The organism is Melioribacteraceae bacterium 4301-Me (assembly GCA_041538185.1).
GTDB classification, from domain to species: domain Bacteria; phylum Bacteroidota; class Ignavibacteria; order Ignavibacteriales; family Melioribacteraceae; genus Pyranulibacter; species Pyranulibacter aquaticus.
The window spans coordinates 266139-284263 of the sequence record JBGORM010000004.1 but is presented as its reverse complement, the minus strand read 5'-3'; the positions used below and the strand labels follow the sequence as shown (position 1 = coordinate 284263).

Sequence of the window (18125 nt, the reverse complement as noted above, 5' to 3'; positions counted from 1 at the left end):
ATTTAATTAATCTTTAGAGGGTATTTGTTAGAAGCGGAGAGAGTGGGATTCGAACCCACGTGGCGCTTTTAGCGCCAACACGCTCTCCAGGCGTGCCAGTTCAACCACTCCTGCATCTCTCCGTTTGTTTTTTGAATCTGTTACAATCTTAAGCTAAAGTAAATATTAGTATTTAATGAATGTGCAAATATATATAATTCATAATTCAGTATAAATTTTTCGAGAGTAGAAATTCATTTATTTTTCATCTTTTTGTGAAATAAATAGAGGATTTTATAAATTTACAATAGAACAAATGGAAAGGTGGCAGAGTGGTTGAATGCGGCGGTCTCGAAAACCGTTTGGTGCAGTTTTGCGCCACGGGGGTTCGAATCCCCCCCTTTCCGCAAAATTAAATTTTTTTTGAGAGCCTATTTAAACTCAACTTCTCTTAAGTTCAATCCAATGTTATAAAAAGTCATCAATTTTGTCATCACTTTTTCGGTAACTATAAACTTGATTTTTCACTGATTCAAAGAACGTTTTATTAAATGGAAAATCTGCTCAGAAAAATTTGGGGCTTGGCTCCCCTAAAACTCTGAACGGCTTTTTCAAGTAAACTATTCTCCACAACCACCAAGTAGTGCAATGTAAAAAATCTTATCAACATCGGTATTTTTGATATTTTATATTCGTGTCTATGTAAAGCTGTTTTTGGTAGATATTTATCATGTAACTTTTGTAATCTTTCTGAAAAAGAAATAAGAGTATATGAAATATTAATAAGTTGTTTTATTCTATCAGCTAATTTTTCTTTAGTCATCCCCTTTCTCTTTACTTTATTAATCAGTCTTAAACTGATACGGAGTTTTTAATAGTTTCGTAATTGGTTTCAATCAAAAAGTATTTCCTTTGGTTCGACAGATGCAATATTAACTTTTCTTTTTTTGAATGCCACACTTTCAACACTAACACCAAGCCAAACATTTGATGGTACTTCTCTATTTAAAAAATATTTGAGCATAATTTTATCACGCTTTGTAAGTATTTGGTAAATGTGCTGCGGAGTTTTTCTAATTATATCAAATATCATATCAAGATATTCAAACCTGCTTGCCGCAGGCAAGCATCAAGTTAACAAAAAACTTTGCTGGTTTTTTAATTTTTAATGGCTCTTCAAGCCGGTGAGGTAATATTTTATGAGTATTCTTCACTTCGTGGAAAGTAAAGCCGTCTTTATAATCTTCAACTCCCATAGCGTTCAATCATTTGGCAAACACTTCTGCATAGCAAAACTTACAACCTGCAGAAACTTTATCACATCCAATTGAAGGATTCCAAACTTTTTCTGTCAATTCGATTTTAGTGGAATTTAATTTTGCTGTTGATGGATACTTACGAAAATCATTAACTCAATTAAAATGTTTCACCTAATAATCTAAACATCTCTATAATATTCTTGTATTGAATATTAAATGCATCGCAGACTTCCGGGATTTTAATTTTATTTTTTCTATTAGGTTCACTTTTTTCTTGTGTAACTATTTGACAATTGTCATTAAAAGAAATTGCATAAGCAACTATCCAGGCATCTGCATTTTCATATCTTAAAAAATCATTTATTGCTTTTTGAACATAATGATTTGATTTGGAATTAGCCCATTGAACAACTTTTTGATATTCAGATATTACTTGCAGTGTTTCAGTTGATTTGAAAAATTCTTCTGGTATATTTTGTTCAATCCATTTTTTTAGTTCATCATCATTCTTAAAAATCTCGTCTCTTACTTTATCTATACTGATTATTTTATTCTCGAGACACAACTTTTTTATTTTTTGCCAGAAAGTAGTAGCGACATCTAACGGATATGTAATTCGGTGGGATTGAATAAAGAAATTTGTGTCTAATATAAAAAGCGACATCAGTAAAGGTGCTCCCTCATAAATTTATTGTAGGTATCACCTTTCAAACCTGTTAACTGATATGCTTCTCGAATTAATAATTTATTTGTTAGTACGGCTTGATTTACATAGCTCAGGAACCGAGTACTCAGTCGTTTACGTTGTGTTTTATAGAAATCACCACCGCCTTCTTGTTCTTCTTTTTTCTTGAAATCACGCTTTATGTATTCATTATAAAATTCCAGAAATTTGTTTTTACTCATTTCACCAATATCAAATAATCTTCTTGCTATAACTATTTGACTTACCTTAAATGTTCTGGCAATTTTTTCAATGCTGTAATCATAGGCTAAAACAGATTTAAGCTCACTTTCTGGTACTAAAAATTCAGCTGCTATTTTATCACATAAAATTTCTGTTGGATTATCAGCTGGCTGTAAGTTTCTAAAATCAAATCCAGCACTTTCTCCGAGCCAAATGTGAGCTAATTCGTGTGCAAGAGTAAACATTTGTGCGGATTTACTATCCGCAGAATTGACAAATAAAAATGGTGCATATTCATCAATTAGAACAAAACCACGACAATCATCTACTTTTATTTTTCTTCGTGTATTATTACCAACTACACTATTGAAATTTACCATAATACCGGATTCTTCAATTTTTTCAGCTAAATAATTTTTTGCATTTTCCCAAGTAGATAATTCTCTTGCCCAGTCCTCTTTAAGCTTTAGTGTGTTTTTTATATCGGCGACAACTTCTTCTATCTGAAAACTCTTATTCCTAAATTTTCCAACAAAGTTAAGTCTGTCATAATCATTTTCTTTTAGATAATTAGATAACCATTCTTGTCTTTGCTGTACAATCAGTATTGTATCAAAAACATTTATAGGAATTTTATCTTGATTCGTTTGACTAGTCCCTTTGGGATTAGTTCTGAAAAATGGAATGGGAAGTTTTTCTTCTGGTGGTCTTTCTAAAAACAAATAGCCGAATGGTAAATATACTTTTTGTGCAAAAGATTGAAGCTGTTTAAGCGTTGGAATTTTTTCCCCTTTAAGCCAGGAAATAAAAGAAGGTATCTTCTGACTAATCTCATCTAAACTCAAACCAGCCCTATCAACCGCCCATAAAAGAATGTCGTTATTTATTTTTATTTCCATTTTCATACTTCAAATATAGCACATTTATAATACATCTTGTCCACGAGTTATAACTTGTGGCAATTAATCAATTCCAATATCTTATACTCATCTATTAAAATAATCATTTCATTTTCTGGTTTGTTCATTATCTGGCTTTAAAGTGCTGAAATTATGGGATATTCATCCCACACTTTACCCTTAAACATTCTTCCATTTAATTTTTTGTTTCTCTTAACTTCATCTGCTCCCCAAGTTCCCCACTGTTTAAAGAAAAATGCAACTCCTTGCTCTTTACATTGATTAAAAATTTCTTCAACCCATTCTTTTTTTATTGGCCTTGCTTTTCTTCCTGATTCTCCACCAACTATCGCCCAATGAATACCCCTTAAATCCAAACTACCAACTGCACCAATAAGTGGCTCAAAAGAAATGAATCTTACTTGAGCATTTATTTTTCTGAGTGTATCTATTCTTTTTTTGAATGTTGAATTTTCTACGCTTACACCAAGCCAGACATTTGATGGCGCTTTATTGTCTGAAAAATATTCAAGCATAATTTTATCTCGTTTAGTGAGAATTTGGTAGATATGATGAGGAGTTTTTCTGATAATATCAAAAATCATATCGAGATATTCAAACGGCATTTCTTCGTGAAATAAATCGCTCATCGAGTTAACAAAAAACTTTGTCGGCTTTTTAATTCTTACTGGTTCTTCGAGCCGGTGAGGTAATATCTTAAAAGTGAATCCATCTTTATAATCTTCAATTCCAATTGCTTTTAATCGTTTGGCAAACACTTCTGCGTAACAAAACTTACAACCTGCAGAAACTTTATCACACCCAATTGATGGATTCCAAACTTTTTCTGTCCATTCGATTTTAGTGGTTTTCATGAGAATTCACCACTTCGTGGTTTGTTTTTGTAAAGTTCAACTGGAAAGAGATGCTTTAATTTAGTTGACTTTCTCTCTCAATGAATTCTTCAGCGTGTTTTTGAAATTCTTCAAGTGAAGGAAATTGTTTATCGGCAGCAGACATTAATCTTGCTTGATCTTTTTTCCCGATTACATCAAGGTTTTCTAAAACTACAAGACTTCTAAAAGTCAATTTTTCTGCTATAAATTTCTGACAACTGATGGTTGTAAGTCGTGCATTAGCAGCATTGTTCACCCCAAACAAATATATTGGTCTTCTCCGATGATTGAAACAATAATCTACTTCATATTCTTCGTGATCGGGAATAGGATAAAATCTCTTTTGTGGATTATATTTTTGCAGTTTAGTCATTATGAATTCATCGAGCATTTCAAAAAACAAGCTGTGTATCACTTCTCTTTTGTATAATCTCATATTAGTTATTTTGCTTACAGCTTGTGCAAATTGCATAAGTCCGTGATAAATATATTCAGGTTTAACATCTATAAATAGATTGCCACTATTATTTTGAATAGAATTTTCTGCCAGAATTTTGTTAAAGATTTTTTCTTTGTTGGGGGTATCAATATCGAAGGAATATGACAATCTCATTAATGTTAGTCCAAAATCGCTGATTCTTACAAGTCCTTTCTCAGGAATTTCGGTAAGAAAAATATCCATCATATCACCATCAGAATGATATAATGGAGCATATACCTGGAAAATGTTTTCTCTTTTTTCTTTAAGGTAAAAGAAATTATTAAACTGTTCTTTCAGACTATTTATGTACTCTTGTATCAACATTTCAGTTATTCAAATAAATTCGGTTGATTTATGTTTGGGAAATATTTGTCAGCATCTTTAATGTTTACATACCTACAAAAGTAATTAAGAGCTTGTTCATAAGAAGCATATTCTTTTGTCAACTCGCTCAATTTAGGATCAAAAATATTATTTTCAATCTCTTTCGATGTCAATTTATGAATATGATAGCCAAAATGTGGTGTTGGATTTAGAATATCAACCAATACTTCACCGTGATTACCATTACATCTAAAAAGATTGTAGCTTGTTCCTTCCTCTGAGTGAAAAATCAAACCTATAGAAAAATTTTCCCAAAATTGAATGTGCTTTCTAATAAAAACAGAATACTTTCTCACACCATCAGATGAAGTCAACTGAAAGTCATTCCTAAGATGCTGATTTTCTTCTTTGAAATCTCTCTTAGGTGGCTCTGTTATAATTTTTTCTTCTGTAATAAGTTTATTTATTAATTCATCTGTAAGCATAATGCTAATGTAATTAAACAAAGATTTCATGTAAAAATAAAACAATTTTTTATTGTAACTCAAATCTCTCAAACTATCTTTAAAAATTATTTCTTCTTCTAACTTTCTCTCCCCCTGCTATTATTTCAATTTCTTCCGGAGTTAAATTCGCATTCTATCTCTAATTTCCTATTTGCCACGAACTTTAGTTTGTGGATTAAATGATTTTTAAGAGTTATTGGCTTTAGCCAAAATATGTTCTACTTCGTTTCGGCTGAAGCCGGTTTGTTTTGTTTTTATTCTTTGTCCACGAGTTGTTCCGAAGGAATGGCTCTGCCAAAAGTCGTGGCTATTAAATTTTTTCAAATTCTCAAACAATTTTCTGAATTATTTTTTTCGGCTGTACTCATTTCCCCCATTCTATTATTTCTATTTCTTCCGGAGTTAATTCGTAAAGCTGGTAAACTAAATTGTCTATTTCTTTTTCCCAAGCACTTGTATCTGCCTGCGGGTTTTGTTTTTTGGCAGCAAGGATTTTATCTACTAGTACCTCTATTTGCTGAACCATGGACTGGTTAGCAGTAGTGATTGAAGGAAGCGGAATATTTAATAAAGGTTCTTTATCTATCTGGTAATTATTTCCTTGCATTTTGCCTTTATGTTTTAGCCAAAATTCTATTAATCTTGAATTCAGTAATCCAGTTAGATACTTCAAGTTAAATCTGCTTGTTTTAATAATGTAAAAAGCAGCAGAAACATAACATTCAAAATCTGTATAAGTGAAAGTTGGTCTTATGCATTTACGAACAGCAATAATTTTTTCACCCTTAAAGAATTTCTCATCACGTGCTCTATGCAATCCATAAGGTTTATTATCAGATGTAATAACATTTTGAAATTTATCAAGATGCTTTTTAATATTTGGGTATGGTCTAATGTTTTTAGGGTCCTTAAATTGTGAACCAGTGTATATAATCCATTCTGAATTTTTTCTTACTGCATAGTATCTATCTAATTCCTTTGTTGTGTAATAAGGTTTTAATAGCTTCAACTCTTCTCGATTAAAAGGAATTTTCTCTTTCTCATTATCACTTAGAACAAATATTCCATCCCCAATTTGATAACCTTTTCCTAAAATTTTTAAAGTAGTTTTTATAACATAATCTTGAGGGCAAACAATTCCTTGTGTAATTTCATTTTCTTTAAGATGGTCTTCTGTTATACTGTAAATTTTATGAAGAATTTTTTCAGTGCTATTGTCATTAAATGTTAGCGATCTCCCAATGTAACTTTCTCTATGAATTACTGATATCAAGAATTGGATATTTTCATTTTTGTTTTTTTGTAAAATGTCTATTACATCTTTAAATGTCGGTTCCTGACTTAATATTTTTCTATAATCAATTTTGTAATTATCACTTGAATTATCTTTCTGAAAAATCATAATCATTGTTTGAATCCCAGCATTTTCAAAAATTTTATAGTCATTAAAATCAATTAGTTGTCTGATGACAGTCTCTGTAATAACCTTTTTTCTTAACTTGGATGCACCGAAGCTTGTAACCCAATTGTTTTGCGCAATAAAAGTCAGAATACCATTTTGTTTTAATAAATCGATGCCTATGCAAGCGAATAAATACCATATATCCATTTTGCCTTGATAATAGGGTGAACTCCTTAGACCATCGAATGCTTCTCTACGAGTATATTCTTTTATGTACGGCGGATTTCCAATCACAATATCAAAACTGTCTTTTACTCCGAACATCCACTCCGGGTCAAACCAATCAGCATGTGTGTTCTGATCAAATGGGTCCCAGCTTGTAATTTTTTCTGCGACATCATTCTGAAAGCCATTATGATTTAATGCAATTTTTAGTTTTTCTCTTAATTGCTTTTCCTTTCTCTGTAATTCTAATTTTTCTTTGCGGCTGTTTGTATAAAATATTTCTTCCCTCACTTTAAATAACTGCTTTTCAAGTTCCTCAACCTCGCCAGGAATTAAATTTAATTGTTCTGGTCGTTCTAACCCAATTAATGTATTTGCAGCAACAAATTTTGTTTCAAGATTTGGCAAAGCACGAATATCACGATTTGGTTTTGTATCATCAATTCGCTGTTCAACGAGTAATGAAATGAAAAATCTTAATTTGCTAATCTGAATTGCAATCTCCTGTATATCAACTCCATAAATACAATGTTCAATTAATCCCAATTTTCTTATATAATCTATAGATTTATTTTGTAAAGACTGCTCGGTTTCACTTCTAATTTCAGGAGGAACTCTATCGAGTACTCTTTGCTTCCAAATTCTATTATCTGGGTCAAGTTTGTGAAGTGCAAGCACAAGTTTATGCAAAACTCCCATTGGAAAAGCGCCACTACCACAAGCAGGATCCAGAATTTTTATCTTTTCAATAGCATCAATTAATTTCAAAGTTGTCTGCGCATCAAAAGGATTTTCCTCAGATGCATAATCAAAAAGCATTCTTAATTTTTGCTCAATTTCCTGATTATCATTATTCAATACTGTCTTTAGATGAGCGACTAAAGATTCATTAACCATATACTCGACAATTTCTCTTGGAGTATAATAGCTTCCTGTTGCTTTACGGGCAGTGGTGGCAGTTTCGGGATTATAAGATGCTAAAAGATTTTCAAACACTTTACCAAGTAATTCAGGATCAAGTGCAACATCCTGATCAATCGGTGTGTTTTCGTCAATTGTAAAATTATATCGTTTTAGAATAGTGAGAAGCCCGGTTACTTTTTTATTCTTTCCTTTTTCAAGATAGTTAGATAAATCTGTTTCTGTTTCTTCTTCAAGAAAGAAAAGTTCATCAGGCACTTTTAATCGTGTTTCATTTTTAGGATTATCAGAGAAGCAATCAATTCTTATTTCTTTTCCATCAATTTTCTTATCAAGACATTCAAACAATCCACCGTTGAGGAACGGGACATTTTCAAATTGTTCGAGGAATAATTTTTTATCTTTAATAAATCTGCTATACCGATAATATCCTTGCTGCAAATAAGCGTCGTTTAGATAACCCTTCTTTTCAGCTTCTTCTACAAAAATTCTACTTTCTTTATTATCTTTCTTCATATAAGTATTTAGTGTAGCAAAAAATAGATTTTGAAGAATAGCTTTGTAGTAAGTACTGCCGGTTTTATCCTTATAGTTAATTATCTTATCAATAAATGATTTATCAAACAAAGTTGGAGGGACTAATTCTTTTTCCTTCATAAACCAGATAAAGATAATTCGTGTAATTAATCTTATAAGGTTTTTAGCATTACGTTTTTCTTTATCTTTTTCTTCATCATCAGGAAACTGAACTTTATCCATTGCCCAGAAATACCAGTTAGCAATTTCTTGATAGAATTCTTTTGTAACTTTTTCGACGCTAAATGCTTCAATTATTGAATCAAGTGATGAGAATTTTGCTTCCTTCATCTGTTGAATGAAGGTTTTGTTGGTTTGTTCTTTACTTACAAAGTAAGTGTATCTTCTGAAATTACTCCAGTCTCTTTTACCTGTTGCAAGTGGAATATCGTAGATAAGTGAGAATCTAAAATCGCCTTTGTCATCGTAGAAAATAAAAAAGCCGCCAACATAACGCTGTGTATCTTTTAGGAATTTTTTGCCAAGTGTGTATTGTGCTTTTTTGCCAGTGCGTTCGGAAAGTGGTTTGTTTACTTTTGTGGTTACTATTACCATTTCATCAGAATTTTCTAATTTAAATTCACCAAACAATTTACAATCAGAAAAATTTTCATCGTTCAGGTAGCTCAATGGTTCGTCAATTTCTCGAAATGTTCTGGTTTTATTGCGGAATAATCTTGATAAGTCTTTAAAGTTGAATTTTTCTGTTAAAGATTTTAGGATGTCTTTAATTTCCATAATTCTTCCATTTTGTTTTTCGTTAATAAGCTAAGTTTTTTTTATTTATTTCTCGCCAAGTTGCAAAGTCACTAAGTTGTATAAGTTTTTTCTCTGCGCCTTCTCTGCGTTCTCTGCGGTTATGTTATATTGAAACCGCTAAGCACGCTAAGGACGAAAAGGTGCTATGGTTTTTTGTTCATTATGGCAATTATTATTTCTTTATCTGCTTTCTGTAATTTCTTCTTTTCTTTTTCAAGATAATCTTCCCCAAGTTCATTTTTTATAGATTCTATTTCTTCAATAGCACTCTGCAAATCATCTTCTTTTAGCTTTAATGATGCAAGTCTTCTAATCGTATAATCTGGTAATGTCCCGTAATCAATTAAATCTTCTCTTATTGTTCTTAAAAAATTCTTTATTATTAATAGTCTTTCATTTCCATTCCTGCGGATTAAATTATCAATATTATTCAATGCTTTCTTTTCATTGCTGATTTGTGACTTAGGAGAAATACTTTTTTCTTTATTCTCTTTAACGCTTTCATACAAATTCCAGAAATCATCATCAATTGGAAGAGGTTTTTCATTGCAGTCACATTTTATTTTATCAATAATCAACTCCAATGATGAATCCATAATTCCATTCTCATTTCCTACTTTGATATACATTCTATTCTTCATAAAACATACTATCATTTCATCTTCATTAAACTGCTTAATCACTTTTACTCTTTTAGGAAAATTATTTAATCTTTTTATTACTTCAGGATGCTGTTCTTTAATTTCATTATAAAGATTAAATACCTTTGTGAAAAGACTTTCATCTTCAGCTTCCTCTATATTTTGAGTTAACTTCTGGTAAAGTTTTGCTGGAAATGGCTCTTCATCGACATCAAATATTTTTGAATCTTCTCCCAATGTATTATGAATCATAAACATTTTATTTTGTGCTATCTCTCTCGATTTAACAAATTCTGCACCTCGTTCTGTAGGAAAGAAATTAACAATGTATAACTTTTCAAAAACTTTTTTGCTTATGCGATTTATTCTTCCAAGTCTTTGAATTACTCGCACAGGATTCCAGGGAATATCATAGTTTATTACCATTCCTGCTCTATTTAGATTAAATCCTTCACTCAGTTTATCAGTACTTAACAAAATATCATAATCATTATCCTGTTCTTTTGCTGAAGCATCAAAGTTTTTGTTTATAATTGTTATCTTAGATTGAGGGATTGAACCAGTTACAACAAGTGTTCTTTTTGCTAAATCTGGTTTTAGTCTGCTTATTTTATCATAAACATATTCAACTGTATCCGCATACTCAGAAAAGATTACTATCTTTCGCTTGGGCCCATTATTAAGGGGTAGTTTATTTAATTCATCCTCGACATTATTGAGTAAGCGTTCAACTTTAGGGTCATTATCAATAAGTTTCAATTCATTTAGCTTGTTAATAACTTCATCGAATAATTTTATGTCTGACTTTATATCATCAATAAAATTCTTCTTTGATTTGAAGTTCTCAATTTTATACCGCTTATGTTTCTTTGGATAGACTCCCTTTGTAATATTGTCTTCGTATTCTTTTAATTTATCCTGTATTTCATCAGAATCAAGCTCTACAATTCTTTCAAGTAAATCTCTGTCAAGAATATATTCACCTTTTAATGGTTCTCCATTACCTGTTTTCTCTATGAACTTTAGAACAGTTTCTGTAATATGTTTGAAATTCTTTATACTTTGTTCAAAAGCACCGAATGAACTTTCAAATCTCTTAATTATCAATCTGCGCATAATATCAAATAAGTTGCGCTGTTGAATATATTCTCTGTTTTCTTCTTTATCTTTTTCTTCATCAAAAAGTGTTGTTCCATAACCTTTTTCATATTCAAACGGTCTGTAAATTGCACCTTTAAATTTGCCTCCTTCTTCATCAGGGTCGGCAAAATATTTTGTAATTATTTCATCATAAAATTTTGATTGTTCTTCAGTCAAATCATAGAACCATTCTTGTGGATTATCAACAACTGAGAGTTCTTTCACTTCATTTTTATAAACTGGATTTTTTAACAAATCCAATCGATTTCTTCTTATTGTGATTGGTTCAATAACATCTCTAATTTGTTTTGCAAGTGAGTGTGATTTTCTTTTTACTTTTGTTAAATCTATCTCATCATCATCAAAAATAGCTTTATAGAGTTTTTTGGCTTTGTTTAATTTCTTTCTCTCTTTTGAGTTATAATTCTTCTTGATAAATGCTAAATCATCAAATAATCTGTTAATTGTTCTAAATACACTTATTAAATCATCATTAAGTGTTATTGATGATTTTTTAGGGATTATGAATAAATTGAGTAATGAAAGCACATCTTCCGGCTTGTTATTAAATGGAGTTGCTGTAAGCAATATAACTTTTTTATCTCTGCAAATATTTTTTAACTGTTCATATCCTTTTGTATCCTGATTTCTAAATCGATGAGCTTCGTCCACTACTATTACTTGAATATCATCATTAAGTCTTACGAATTCTAATGTATTTTCTAAATCTCCAAGTGAGCGCACTTCCCAATCATAAAGCTGAAATTCATTTAGATATTTTTTCCAGCCTTCAGTTTTATTTTCATCGCCAATTAATCCAGGTGGACATATAACCAAGCCTCTTGATTTCAAATGTTTTGCTATCATGCAAGCTATTACTGTCTTTCCGAGCCCTACTACATCAGCAATTAAAACACCATTATGTTTTTCAATTACAGAAAGAGCATATTTTACAGCATCAAGTTGATATTGATATTTTTTATATCCTTTTTCATCAAGAATTCTTAATAAGCTTGTTCCAATTTCTTTCCCTTCAAATGAATCAAGATATGATTTAAGCACTAACGCATAAGCTTCGAATGGAGTTATTTCTTTTATTAATGTTTCGTCCTCTATTATATGAATTAATTTTTCTTTTAAATCCGGTTCTTCATTTATTTTTACTGCATCTTCCCATAATTCATTAAAATATTTCTCTGCCTCATCAAAACCATAATCTGAAATTTCAACATTGAATTCATTCTGTCCGCTTAATCCTGCCCTTGTAAGATTGCTGCTACCTGTAATAAATAATTTTGATCTGCCAACCTGTGATTCTTCCAAATAAAAGAGGTAGAGTTTAGAGTGATTTGGTTTATATGTTTTGCGAATTATTAGTCTATCATTCTTTATTAAATCTATGAAATATCTAACCTGTTCATAAAATTCTTTGTTATCAAAATAATCACTGTTAATTGATGTTTTAACCGAAGTAAAAAAATTATTAATTCTTTCTTCATTAGAATATTTTTCGTCCTTCGAAAATTCAATCAATCCATAGGATAACTTATCTACATCAAGTCCAACTAAAACTTTAAGAATAAAATCTTGATTCCCTTTCAAACCTTCGTATAATTCTCTTATTCCAGAGAAGTAAAAAAAACCTATAAGAAAATTTAATTCTTTACTACAGCCTATAAGTTGAATCAGTCTTCTTCTTAAATCTTTGGTTCCTTCATTTGTAATGAAGTAATTTGGCATGGAGAACTCCTGAAAATAATTGCCCTTCGAAAGTAAGTATTCATTAATGCTTCAATAAACTTATTTAAAACAAAGATATAAAATGAGAAATTTAGAAGCTATCATAATAAGGCTAAGTTTACTTCAAAAAATCATTGAAGCTGTTTTTGAAAAAAGCTCACAATTTTATAAACAATAGTTCTATCATAGTAAGGATTTCTAATTAATTCATTCAAGTCTAATGTTACCCTTTAGTTTGTCAATGCATTCAATTTTTCTATTGCAGCTCTTAAGTTATCAGACTGCAAGTTGTGCGTATATTTAAGTGACGGAAACATTTGAATGACCTAAGAATTTTTGGACTTCGTAAATTGAAACACCTTTTTGGACTAACCAGCTTGCAAATGTATGTTTCAAAGAATGAAAGTTTAGCTTTGGATTTATATTTGCTTTGATAGCATATTCATGGAACTTATGTGAAAGTGTGTTTTGATTAATTGAATTGTTGTTAATTGTGAAAACAAATTCTGCTATTTCAATTAATTGCCTTTCGGTTAATATTTGTAATGCTTTAACAGATAAAGGGATTGTTCGAACTTTTTTGACTTTGTGATATGGGACTTCGTGGGTAATAAAATTTCAAACTCATTTGACAAATCAAAGGTTTGGTTTATTTTTGTTTTAATTAGTAAGGTAGCAAAGAATGGAATAAGATATTATCAAGATTCACTATAGTAAGTAATAATGAGTGAGTAAGAATTTTAATAACAAGCCATAGGTAAATATGAAGTGTCATTTCCAAATGCATGGGCTGATATTAAACATAACTACTTCAACGCAATTTTTCTTTTATAAAAGGCAGTCCACCAATCAATTCCATTTGAGTTAAAATCTGTTCTTTTCTCCTTAATAAATAAGAAGATGGCCTTGATACTTTTCTCTTAATAGGATTAGGTAAAACGGCAGCAAGAAACGCAGCTTCTGCTGAAGTTAGTTTTAATGAAGACTTATGAAAAAATATTTCTGATGCTGCCTCGACTCCGTAAATATTATCACCCATTTCAGCAACATTTAAATATACTTCCAATATTCTTTTCTTGCTCCATAAAAGTTCAATTAATAAAGTATAATAAGCTTCAAATGCTTTTCTAAAAATTGACTTATCGTTACATAGAAACAAATTTTTTGCGACTTGCTGTGAGATTGTGCTGGCACCTCTTATTCTCCGTCTTCTTTCATTCTCTTTTATTGCTTTTTCAATTTGGCGAAAGTCAAATCCAAAATGTTCAAAGAAAATTTGATCCTCTGATGCAATAACTGCTAAAGGTGCGTAAGCTGAAATGTTTTGTATGCCCTGCCATTTTTGATTATAATTTTTTATCGATAAAAAGCTTGTTAATGTGAATTCTTCTTTTAGTAGAATAATAGAAGTAACAGGCGGGTTAACAAATTTATAGAAAAGAACAGTAATTGCTGAAAAAGAAACAAATAATAATAGTATCAATAAAATTTTTTTAATGATAATCACTTTTCAACACGATTAATTTGGTAATTCTTTAATTATGCGCAAAACAGGATACTGGTTTAAATATTTATCGCTGTAAGGTGACTTTTCATAAAAATACATCAATCTCATGTAACTATTATTCCTAAAATTTTCATCTTCCTGAAGTTTACGTAAAAACTCTTCTTTTAACTTGGGATTTTCACTAATCATCTCTTCAGCAATTTTATTCATCGAATAAACTTCAAAATATTCCTTTCTTTCAAAAATTGTGTTAAAAAATCCCCATGCAATAAATGAGTCTTGACTTAAAGGCTCTAATAGATTTACTATAATTTGCAGTGTTCTTTGGTCAGTTCTAATAATATAATCCCCCTTTTTAAGTCTAAGTGTATCAATAATTACATTGTATTTATAAATTGGTCTTTGGTGTCCCTCAAAAGAACTGTTTGAAAATTTCACATCGTAGAATTTATATTTTTCAACAACTGCTTGTTCGGAGGTTCTGACAGTATCAATTATTACACCATGCAGTTTCAACTTATCTACAATTTCATTCCACTCTTTTGGGATGAGATAAGCTTTCGGGACATACACAGAATCTTTTACGTTTAAGTCATAATAGAATGGGATGTTAAAATCTACTGGTGTATTTGTATAGACTAAAACTTTGTTACCTGTAATCCCGCTTTCTTTTTCGATTGAGTTAAAACCCTTAAAGATAATAATCTTATTTTTATCTGTAACTGAAAAACTTAGAGGTAATGGCTTTTTTTTATAAAAGTAATTTTCTATTACCCAATTGTCCGCATCCTTATTCATTTTAACAAGCTTTTGACTATCATCATTAATTTTTTCTATCACAGCTTCTATTAAAAATTTTGTTGAATATACACGGTCTTTATAAGACTTAAGCATGTGTGTTTCAATTAAAAGTGCGGGCCTGTTCTGTAAAGGAACATATCCGTTAGAAAACCTTGGTGTTGGTACCCAGTCAACTAATCCATCTTCAAGTTTACTTCCTTTAAAAGCAACATATGGAAAAATTAAGTAGCCTTCTTTTTCCACTTTATTTTCAAAGTACGGTATAAGTGATGATTTAATCCATTCGATTGTTTGCGGATATTGATTTTCGCCGTCAGATATATTGTAAGTAATTGTATACTGATAATCCGCACCATCAGTCGTATGAGTGTCAATAAAAAAATCGGGTAACCATTTTGTAAAAAATTTCAGCCAGTTAATCATTTCCGGCGAATCCGCTTTCATATAGTCTCTATTTAAATTTAAGTTCTGTGCGGTAGCACGCCACCCCATTTCTTTAGGACCATTTTGATTAATCCTATTATATTTGCTCATTCTTTCATGTCCATCAACATTAAAAATTGGGATTACTATTAAAACACAATTATCAAGATATTTAGCTTTAGTTTTTGTAATTAAAATATCTCTTAAGAGTAGTAGACAAGCATCCTTACCTTCAATTTCACCAGCGTGAATGCCATTTTGAATTAATAAAATAGGTAGTCCCTTCTTTTTTATTTCTGAGGGATTAAACAATTTTTGCCTTGATACAATTGCTGCATATAGTTGTCTGCCCTGAGGTGATTGTCCAAAAGTAATTAGTTTAATATAAGGAGAAGCTGCTTCTAATTTTTTAAGATAATTTATGGTTTCATCGTAATTTGATGTTGCTGTATAATTAGACTTCTCAAAGTCTGTCAACCACTTTTTTTCTAAAGTTTGTCCAATTAATGTAAAATTAATGAGCAACAAAAAAATCAAAAGAATTATTGTTTGTTTCATAATCGATATACCCACATAGTAAAAGGTAGTCTTTAAAAATTACTGTTTGTAATATTATAATCAAATAAATATGTTTACAAAATCAAAAAAATAAGGAGGATTTATGCTTTCAGCAAAGATGGAAAAAGCATTAAATGACCAAATTAATGCAGAGTTTTATTCTTCTTACTTGTATTTAGCAATGTCGGCATATTTTCAGTCAATAAATTTTACTGGCTTTGCCACTTGGATGCAGGTACAATCCACTGAAGAATATGGGCATGCAATGAAGATTTACAATTATTTAATAGAAGTGAATTCAAGAGTTAAATTGGAATTAATTGAAAAGCCTCAAGAAAGTTGGAAGTCGCCATTAGAAGCTTTTCAAGAAGCTTACAAACATGAACTATACATAACCGACCGAATAAATAAATTAGTCAACCAGGCTATAGCCGAACAAGATCATGCTACAAATATATTTTTACAATGGTTTGTCAAAGAACAAGTAGAGGAAGTTTCCACCGTGAACCAGATTATTGAAAAATTTAAGTTGATTGGTGAAAACAAAAGCGCATTATATATGTTGGACAGAGAATTAGGGCAAAGGAAATAGCTGGGAAAAAAATAAAAAGTAACTTTTATCAAAAGATTTGTTGGATTAAAAGCAACTAATTTTTGCTTAAATAGCAATAATTTAGTTAAATTTGTGCTCGTTTTTTAGGTAAAAAGGGATAAAAAATGGCAAGAAAATGTCAAATTACTGGCGTTGGTCCTATAAGTGGTAGCAATATTTCTCATGCTCACAATAAAACAAAAAGAAGATTCCTGCCCAATCTTCAAAAGAAAAGAATTTGGGTAAAAGAGTTAAATAAATTTGTTACCGTGAAATTAACCGCAAGTGCTCTCCGTACTATTTCAAAAAATGGAACCGGCCAAATAGCTAAATTAGTCCAAGAAGGTAAAATCAAGGCTCGTTGATTTTCTAACAAAGAAAATAAAATTCAAAGAAGGCGAAAAAGTTATCGCCTTCTTGTTTCAACTCTTCGTTCAGATTTTGTGACAGTCTCTCTATTCTTAAAGGTTCTATATTCTGGAATAATTTGTCGATGGGATTCTTTTCTTAAATTTGTTCTATTTTCCGGATAAATTTTGCCCCGCCTCTCAACTCTGCCATTAGGTTTTCGGAAAATTGGAATTTCTTCATTATAATTTTCATAACCTCTTGGTCTGTTAAACTCGCTTCTAATTTTATTATTATTATCAAACCTGTTTGATTTCTCAGACTCGTTTGATAGACCAAAAGCATTGTTACCAATACTTCTATCACCTTTTTCACCATTAAGTTTTCTTTCGTTAACATTGTTTCTTTGGACAAGCATTTTGTCCAACCTTAAGCTACTTCTTTCTGAATAACGTCTTGCGTGCACATCGGTAAAATTCTTGTATTTTGAAATTTCTCTTTCAGATGGCGTAAATTCAATTATCTTATCCGCTCTTTCATTACCCCTAAATTTTCTATAGTTGTCATAATCATTAGTAATTTGTATAGAACGAGTGTAAATCCTGCTGCCACTTTTTCTTTCAACAAAATCTTTATCTATTCCACCGTTAACAATTCTGCCCCTATCATCATAATAATTAGTTCTGTAACGCGTTCTAGGGAAAATCCTGTTGACAAGTTTATAATCTATAAGATAGTTATGAACATTAACATTGCAAAAATACCTATACGGTACAAAACTCCAATAAAAAGGTCTCGAATGCCAAATAATGGAAAAATGAATTCCCAAGTTCACTCTAAAAGTTGCATAAGGTGGTAATGGAGCCCATCCTATATAATCATCGTCATATCGCCATTCAACCCATGCTGGTGCCCATTGATAATCTGGTATCCAAATCCAGCCATAAAAGTCATCATAATACCATCTGCCATAATGATAAACTGCCCAACCAAAAGGCTCAAATGAATCCCAATACCAACCATTAACAGTCCAACACCACCTGCCTATCATGTATGGCCGCCAACTATGTCTAATATTATATGGACGCCAGGCATATAAATTAGCATCAATTTGTATCCATTCACCGTAAGGAGACAATGTTGAATAAAAATATTCGAAGGTCACATTGCTATATAAATTCTCAGATTTATTAGGAGCAGCAACAAATAAAAGCAAAATTGTTAATATTAGCTTTTTCATA

At 30.8% G+C, this 18125-nt stretch carries 17 protein-coding genes and 2 tRNA genes; 3 read left to right on the top strand and 16 right to left on the bottom strand.

Annotated elements, in window-relative coordinates; translation table 11 throughout:
* Window positions 1-34: 34 nt before the first annotated feature.
* Window positions 35-122, bottom strand: a tRNA-Ser gene (locus ABRY23_09055).
* Window positions 123-297: 175 nt separating this feature from the next.
* Between ABRY23_09055 and ABRY23_09050 the strand changes: the two genes are divergently transcribed.
* A tRNA-Ser gene (locus ABRY23_09050) sits at window positions 298-386 on the top strand.
* 140 nt (window positions 387-526) lie between these two features.
* Here ABRY23_09050 and ABRY23_09045 read toward each other — a convergent pair.
* The 14 genes from ABRY23_09045 to ABRY23_08980 form a co-directional block, all read right to left on the bottom strand.
* Entirely contained in the window at window positions 527-802 is a 276-nt protein-coding gene (locus ABRY23_09045; GenBank protein ID MFA3783195.1) for a hypothetical protein, read from the bottom strand.
* Window positions 803-871: 69 nt separating this feature from the next.
* Window positions 872-1072 carry a DUF5131 family protein gene (locus ABRY23_09040; protein MFA3783194.1) on the bottom strand — a complete coding sequence of 67 codons (201 nt, stop codon included), beginning with the start codon at window positions 1070-1072 and terminating at the stop codon, window positions 872-874.
* Window positions 1073-1082: 10 nt separating this feature from the next.
* A complete protein-coding gene (locus ABRY23_09035; protein ID MFA3783193.1) occupies window positions 1083-1235 on the bottom strand; it encodes a hypothetical protein in 153 nt (50 codons plus the stop codon).
* A gap of 9 nt (window positions 1236-1244) precedes the next feature.
* A complete protein-coding gene (locus tag ABRY23_09030) occupies window positions 1245-1334 on the bottom strand; it encodes a DUF5131 family protein (GenBank protein MFA3783192.1) in 90 nt (29 codons plus the stop codon).
* Window positions 1335-1395: 61 nt separating this feature from the next.
* Entirely contained in the window at window positions 1396-1902 is a 507-nt protein-coding gene (locus tag ABRY23_09025; GenBank protein ID MFA3783191.1) for a DUF4411 family protein, read from the bottom strand.
* Window positions 1902-3044, bottom strand: a complete 1143-nt coding sequence (locus tag ABRY23_09020; GenBank protein MFA3783190.1) for an ImmA/IrrE family metallo-endopeptidase — start codon at window positions 3042-3044, stop codon at window positions 1902-1904. Before ABRY23_09020 ends, ABRY23_09025 begins: the two co-directional genes overlap by 1 nt.
* Window positions 3045-3181: 137 nt before the next feature.
* Window positions 3182-3919 carry a DUF5131 family protein gene (locus tag ABRY23_09015; protein MFA3783189.1) on the bottom strand — a complete coding sequence of 246 codons (738 nt, stop codon included), beginning with the start codon at window positions 3917-3919 and terminating at the stop codon, window positions 3182-3184.
* Window positions 3920-3974: 55 nt separating this feature from the next.
* On the bottom strand, window positions 3975-4745 hold the full coding sequence (locus ABRY23_09010) for a DUF1828 domain-containing protein (GenBank protein ID MFA3783188.1): 771 nt from the start codon (window positions 4743-4745) through the stop codon (window positions 3975-3977).
* A 5-nt stretch (window positions 4746-4750) separates the two neighbouring features.
* Window positions 4751-5293, bottom strand: coding sequence for a hypothetical protein (locus ABRY23_09005; GenBank protein MFA3783187.1), 543 nt, complete (start codon window positions 5291-5293; stop codon window positions 4751-4753).
* Between the two features lie 322 nt (window positions 5294-5615).
* Window positions 5616-9113 (bottom strand): Eco57I restriction-modification methylase domain-containing protein, encoded by a 3498-nt coding sequence (locus tag ABRY23_09000; protein MFA3783186.1) that lies wholly within the window; start codon window positions 9111-9113, stop codon window positions 5616-5618.
* A gap of 164 nt (window positions 9114-9277) precedes the next feature.
* Window positions 9278-12655: a helicase-related protein gene (locus tag ABRY23_08995; GenBank protein ID MFA3783185.1), complete on the bottom strand. Its 3378-nt coding sequence runs from the start codon at window positions 12653-12655 to the stop codon at window positions 9278-9280.
* 300 nt (window positions 12656-12955) lie between these two features.
* Window positions 12956-13267: a tyrosine-type recombinase/integrase gene (locus ABRY23_08990; GenBank protein MFA3783184.1), complete on the bottom strand. Its 312-nt coding sequence runs from the start codon at window positions 13265-13267 to the stop codon at window positions 12956-12958.
* Window positions 13268-13466: 199 nt separating this feature from the next.
* Entirely contained in the window at window positions 13467-14162 is a 696-nt protein-coding gene (gene mtgA, locus ABRY23_08985; GenBank protein ID MFA3783183.1) for a monofunctional biosynthetic peptidoglycan transglycosylase, read from the bottom strand.
* A 12-nt stretch (window positions 14163-14174) separates the two neighbouring features.
* Entirely contained in the window at window positions 14175-15944 is a 1770-nt protein-coding gene (locus ABRY23_08980; GenBank protein ID MFA3783182.1) for a M14 family metallopeptidase, read from the bottom strand.
* A gap of 103 nt (window positions 15945-16047) precedes the next feature.
* On the opposite strand from ABRY23_08980, the gene ABRY23_08975 reads away from it, so the two are divergent.
* Window positions 16048-16536 carry a ferritin gene (locus ABRY23_08975; GenBank protein MFA3783181.1) on the top strand — a complete coding sequence of 163 codons (489 nt, stop codon included), beginning with the start codon at window positions 16048-16050 and terminating at the stop codon, window positions 16534-16536.
* A gap of 125 nt (window positions 16537-16661) precedes the next feature.
* Entirely contained in the window at window positions 16662-16901 is a 240-nt protein-coding gene (gene rpmB, locus ABRY23_08970; protein MFA3783180.1) for a 50S ribosomal protein L28, read from the top strand.
* Between the two features lie 41 nt (window positions 16902-16942).
* Here rpmB and ABRY23_08965 read toward each other — a convergent pair whose 3' ends face one another.
* On the bottom strand, window positions 16943-18124 hold the full coding sequence (locus ABRY23_08965; protein MFA3783179.1) for a DUF6600 domain-containing protein: 1182 nt from the start codon (window positions 18122-18124) through the stop codon (window positions 16943-16945).
* Window position 18125 lies beyond the last annotated feature (1 nt).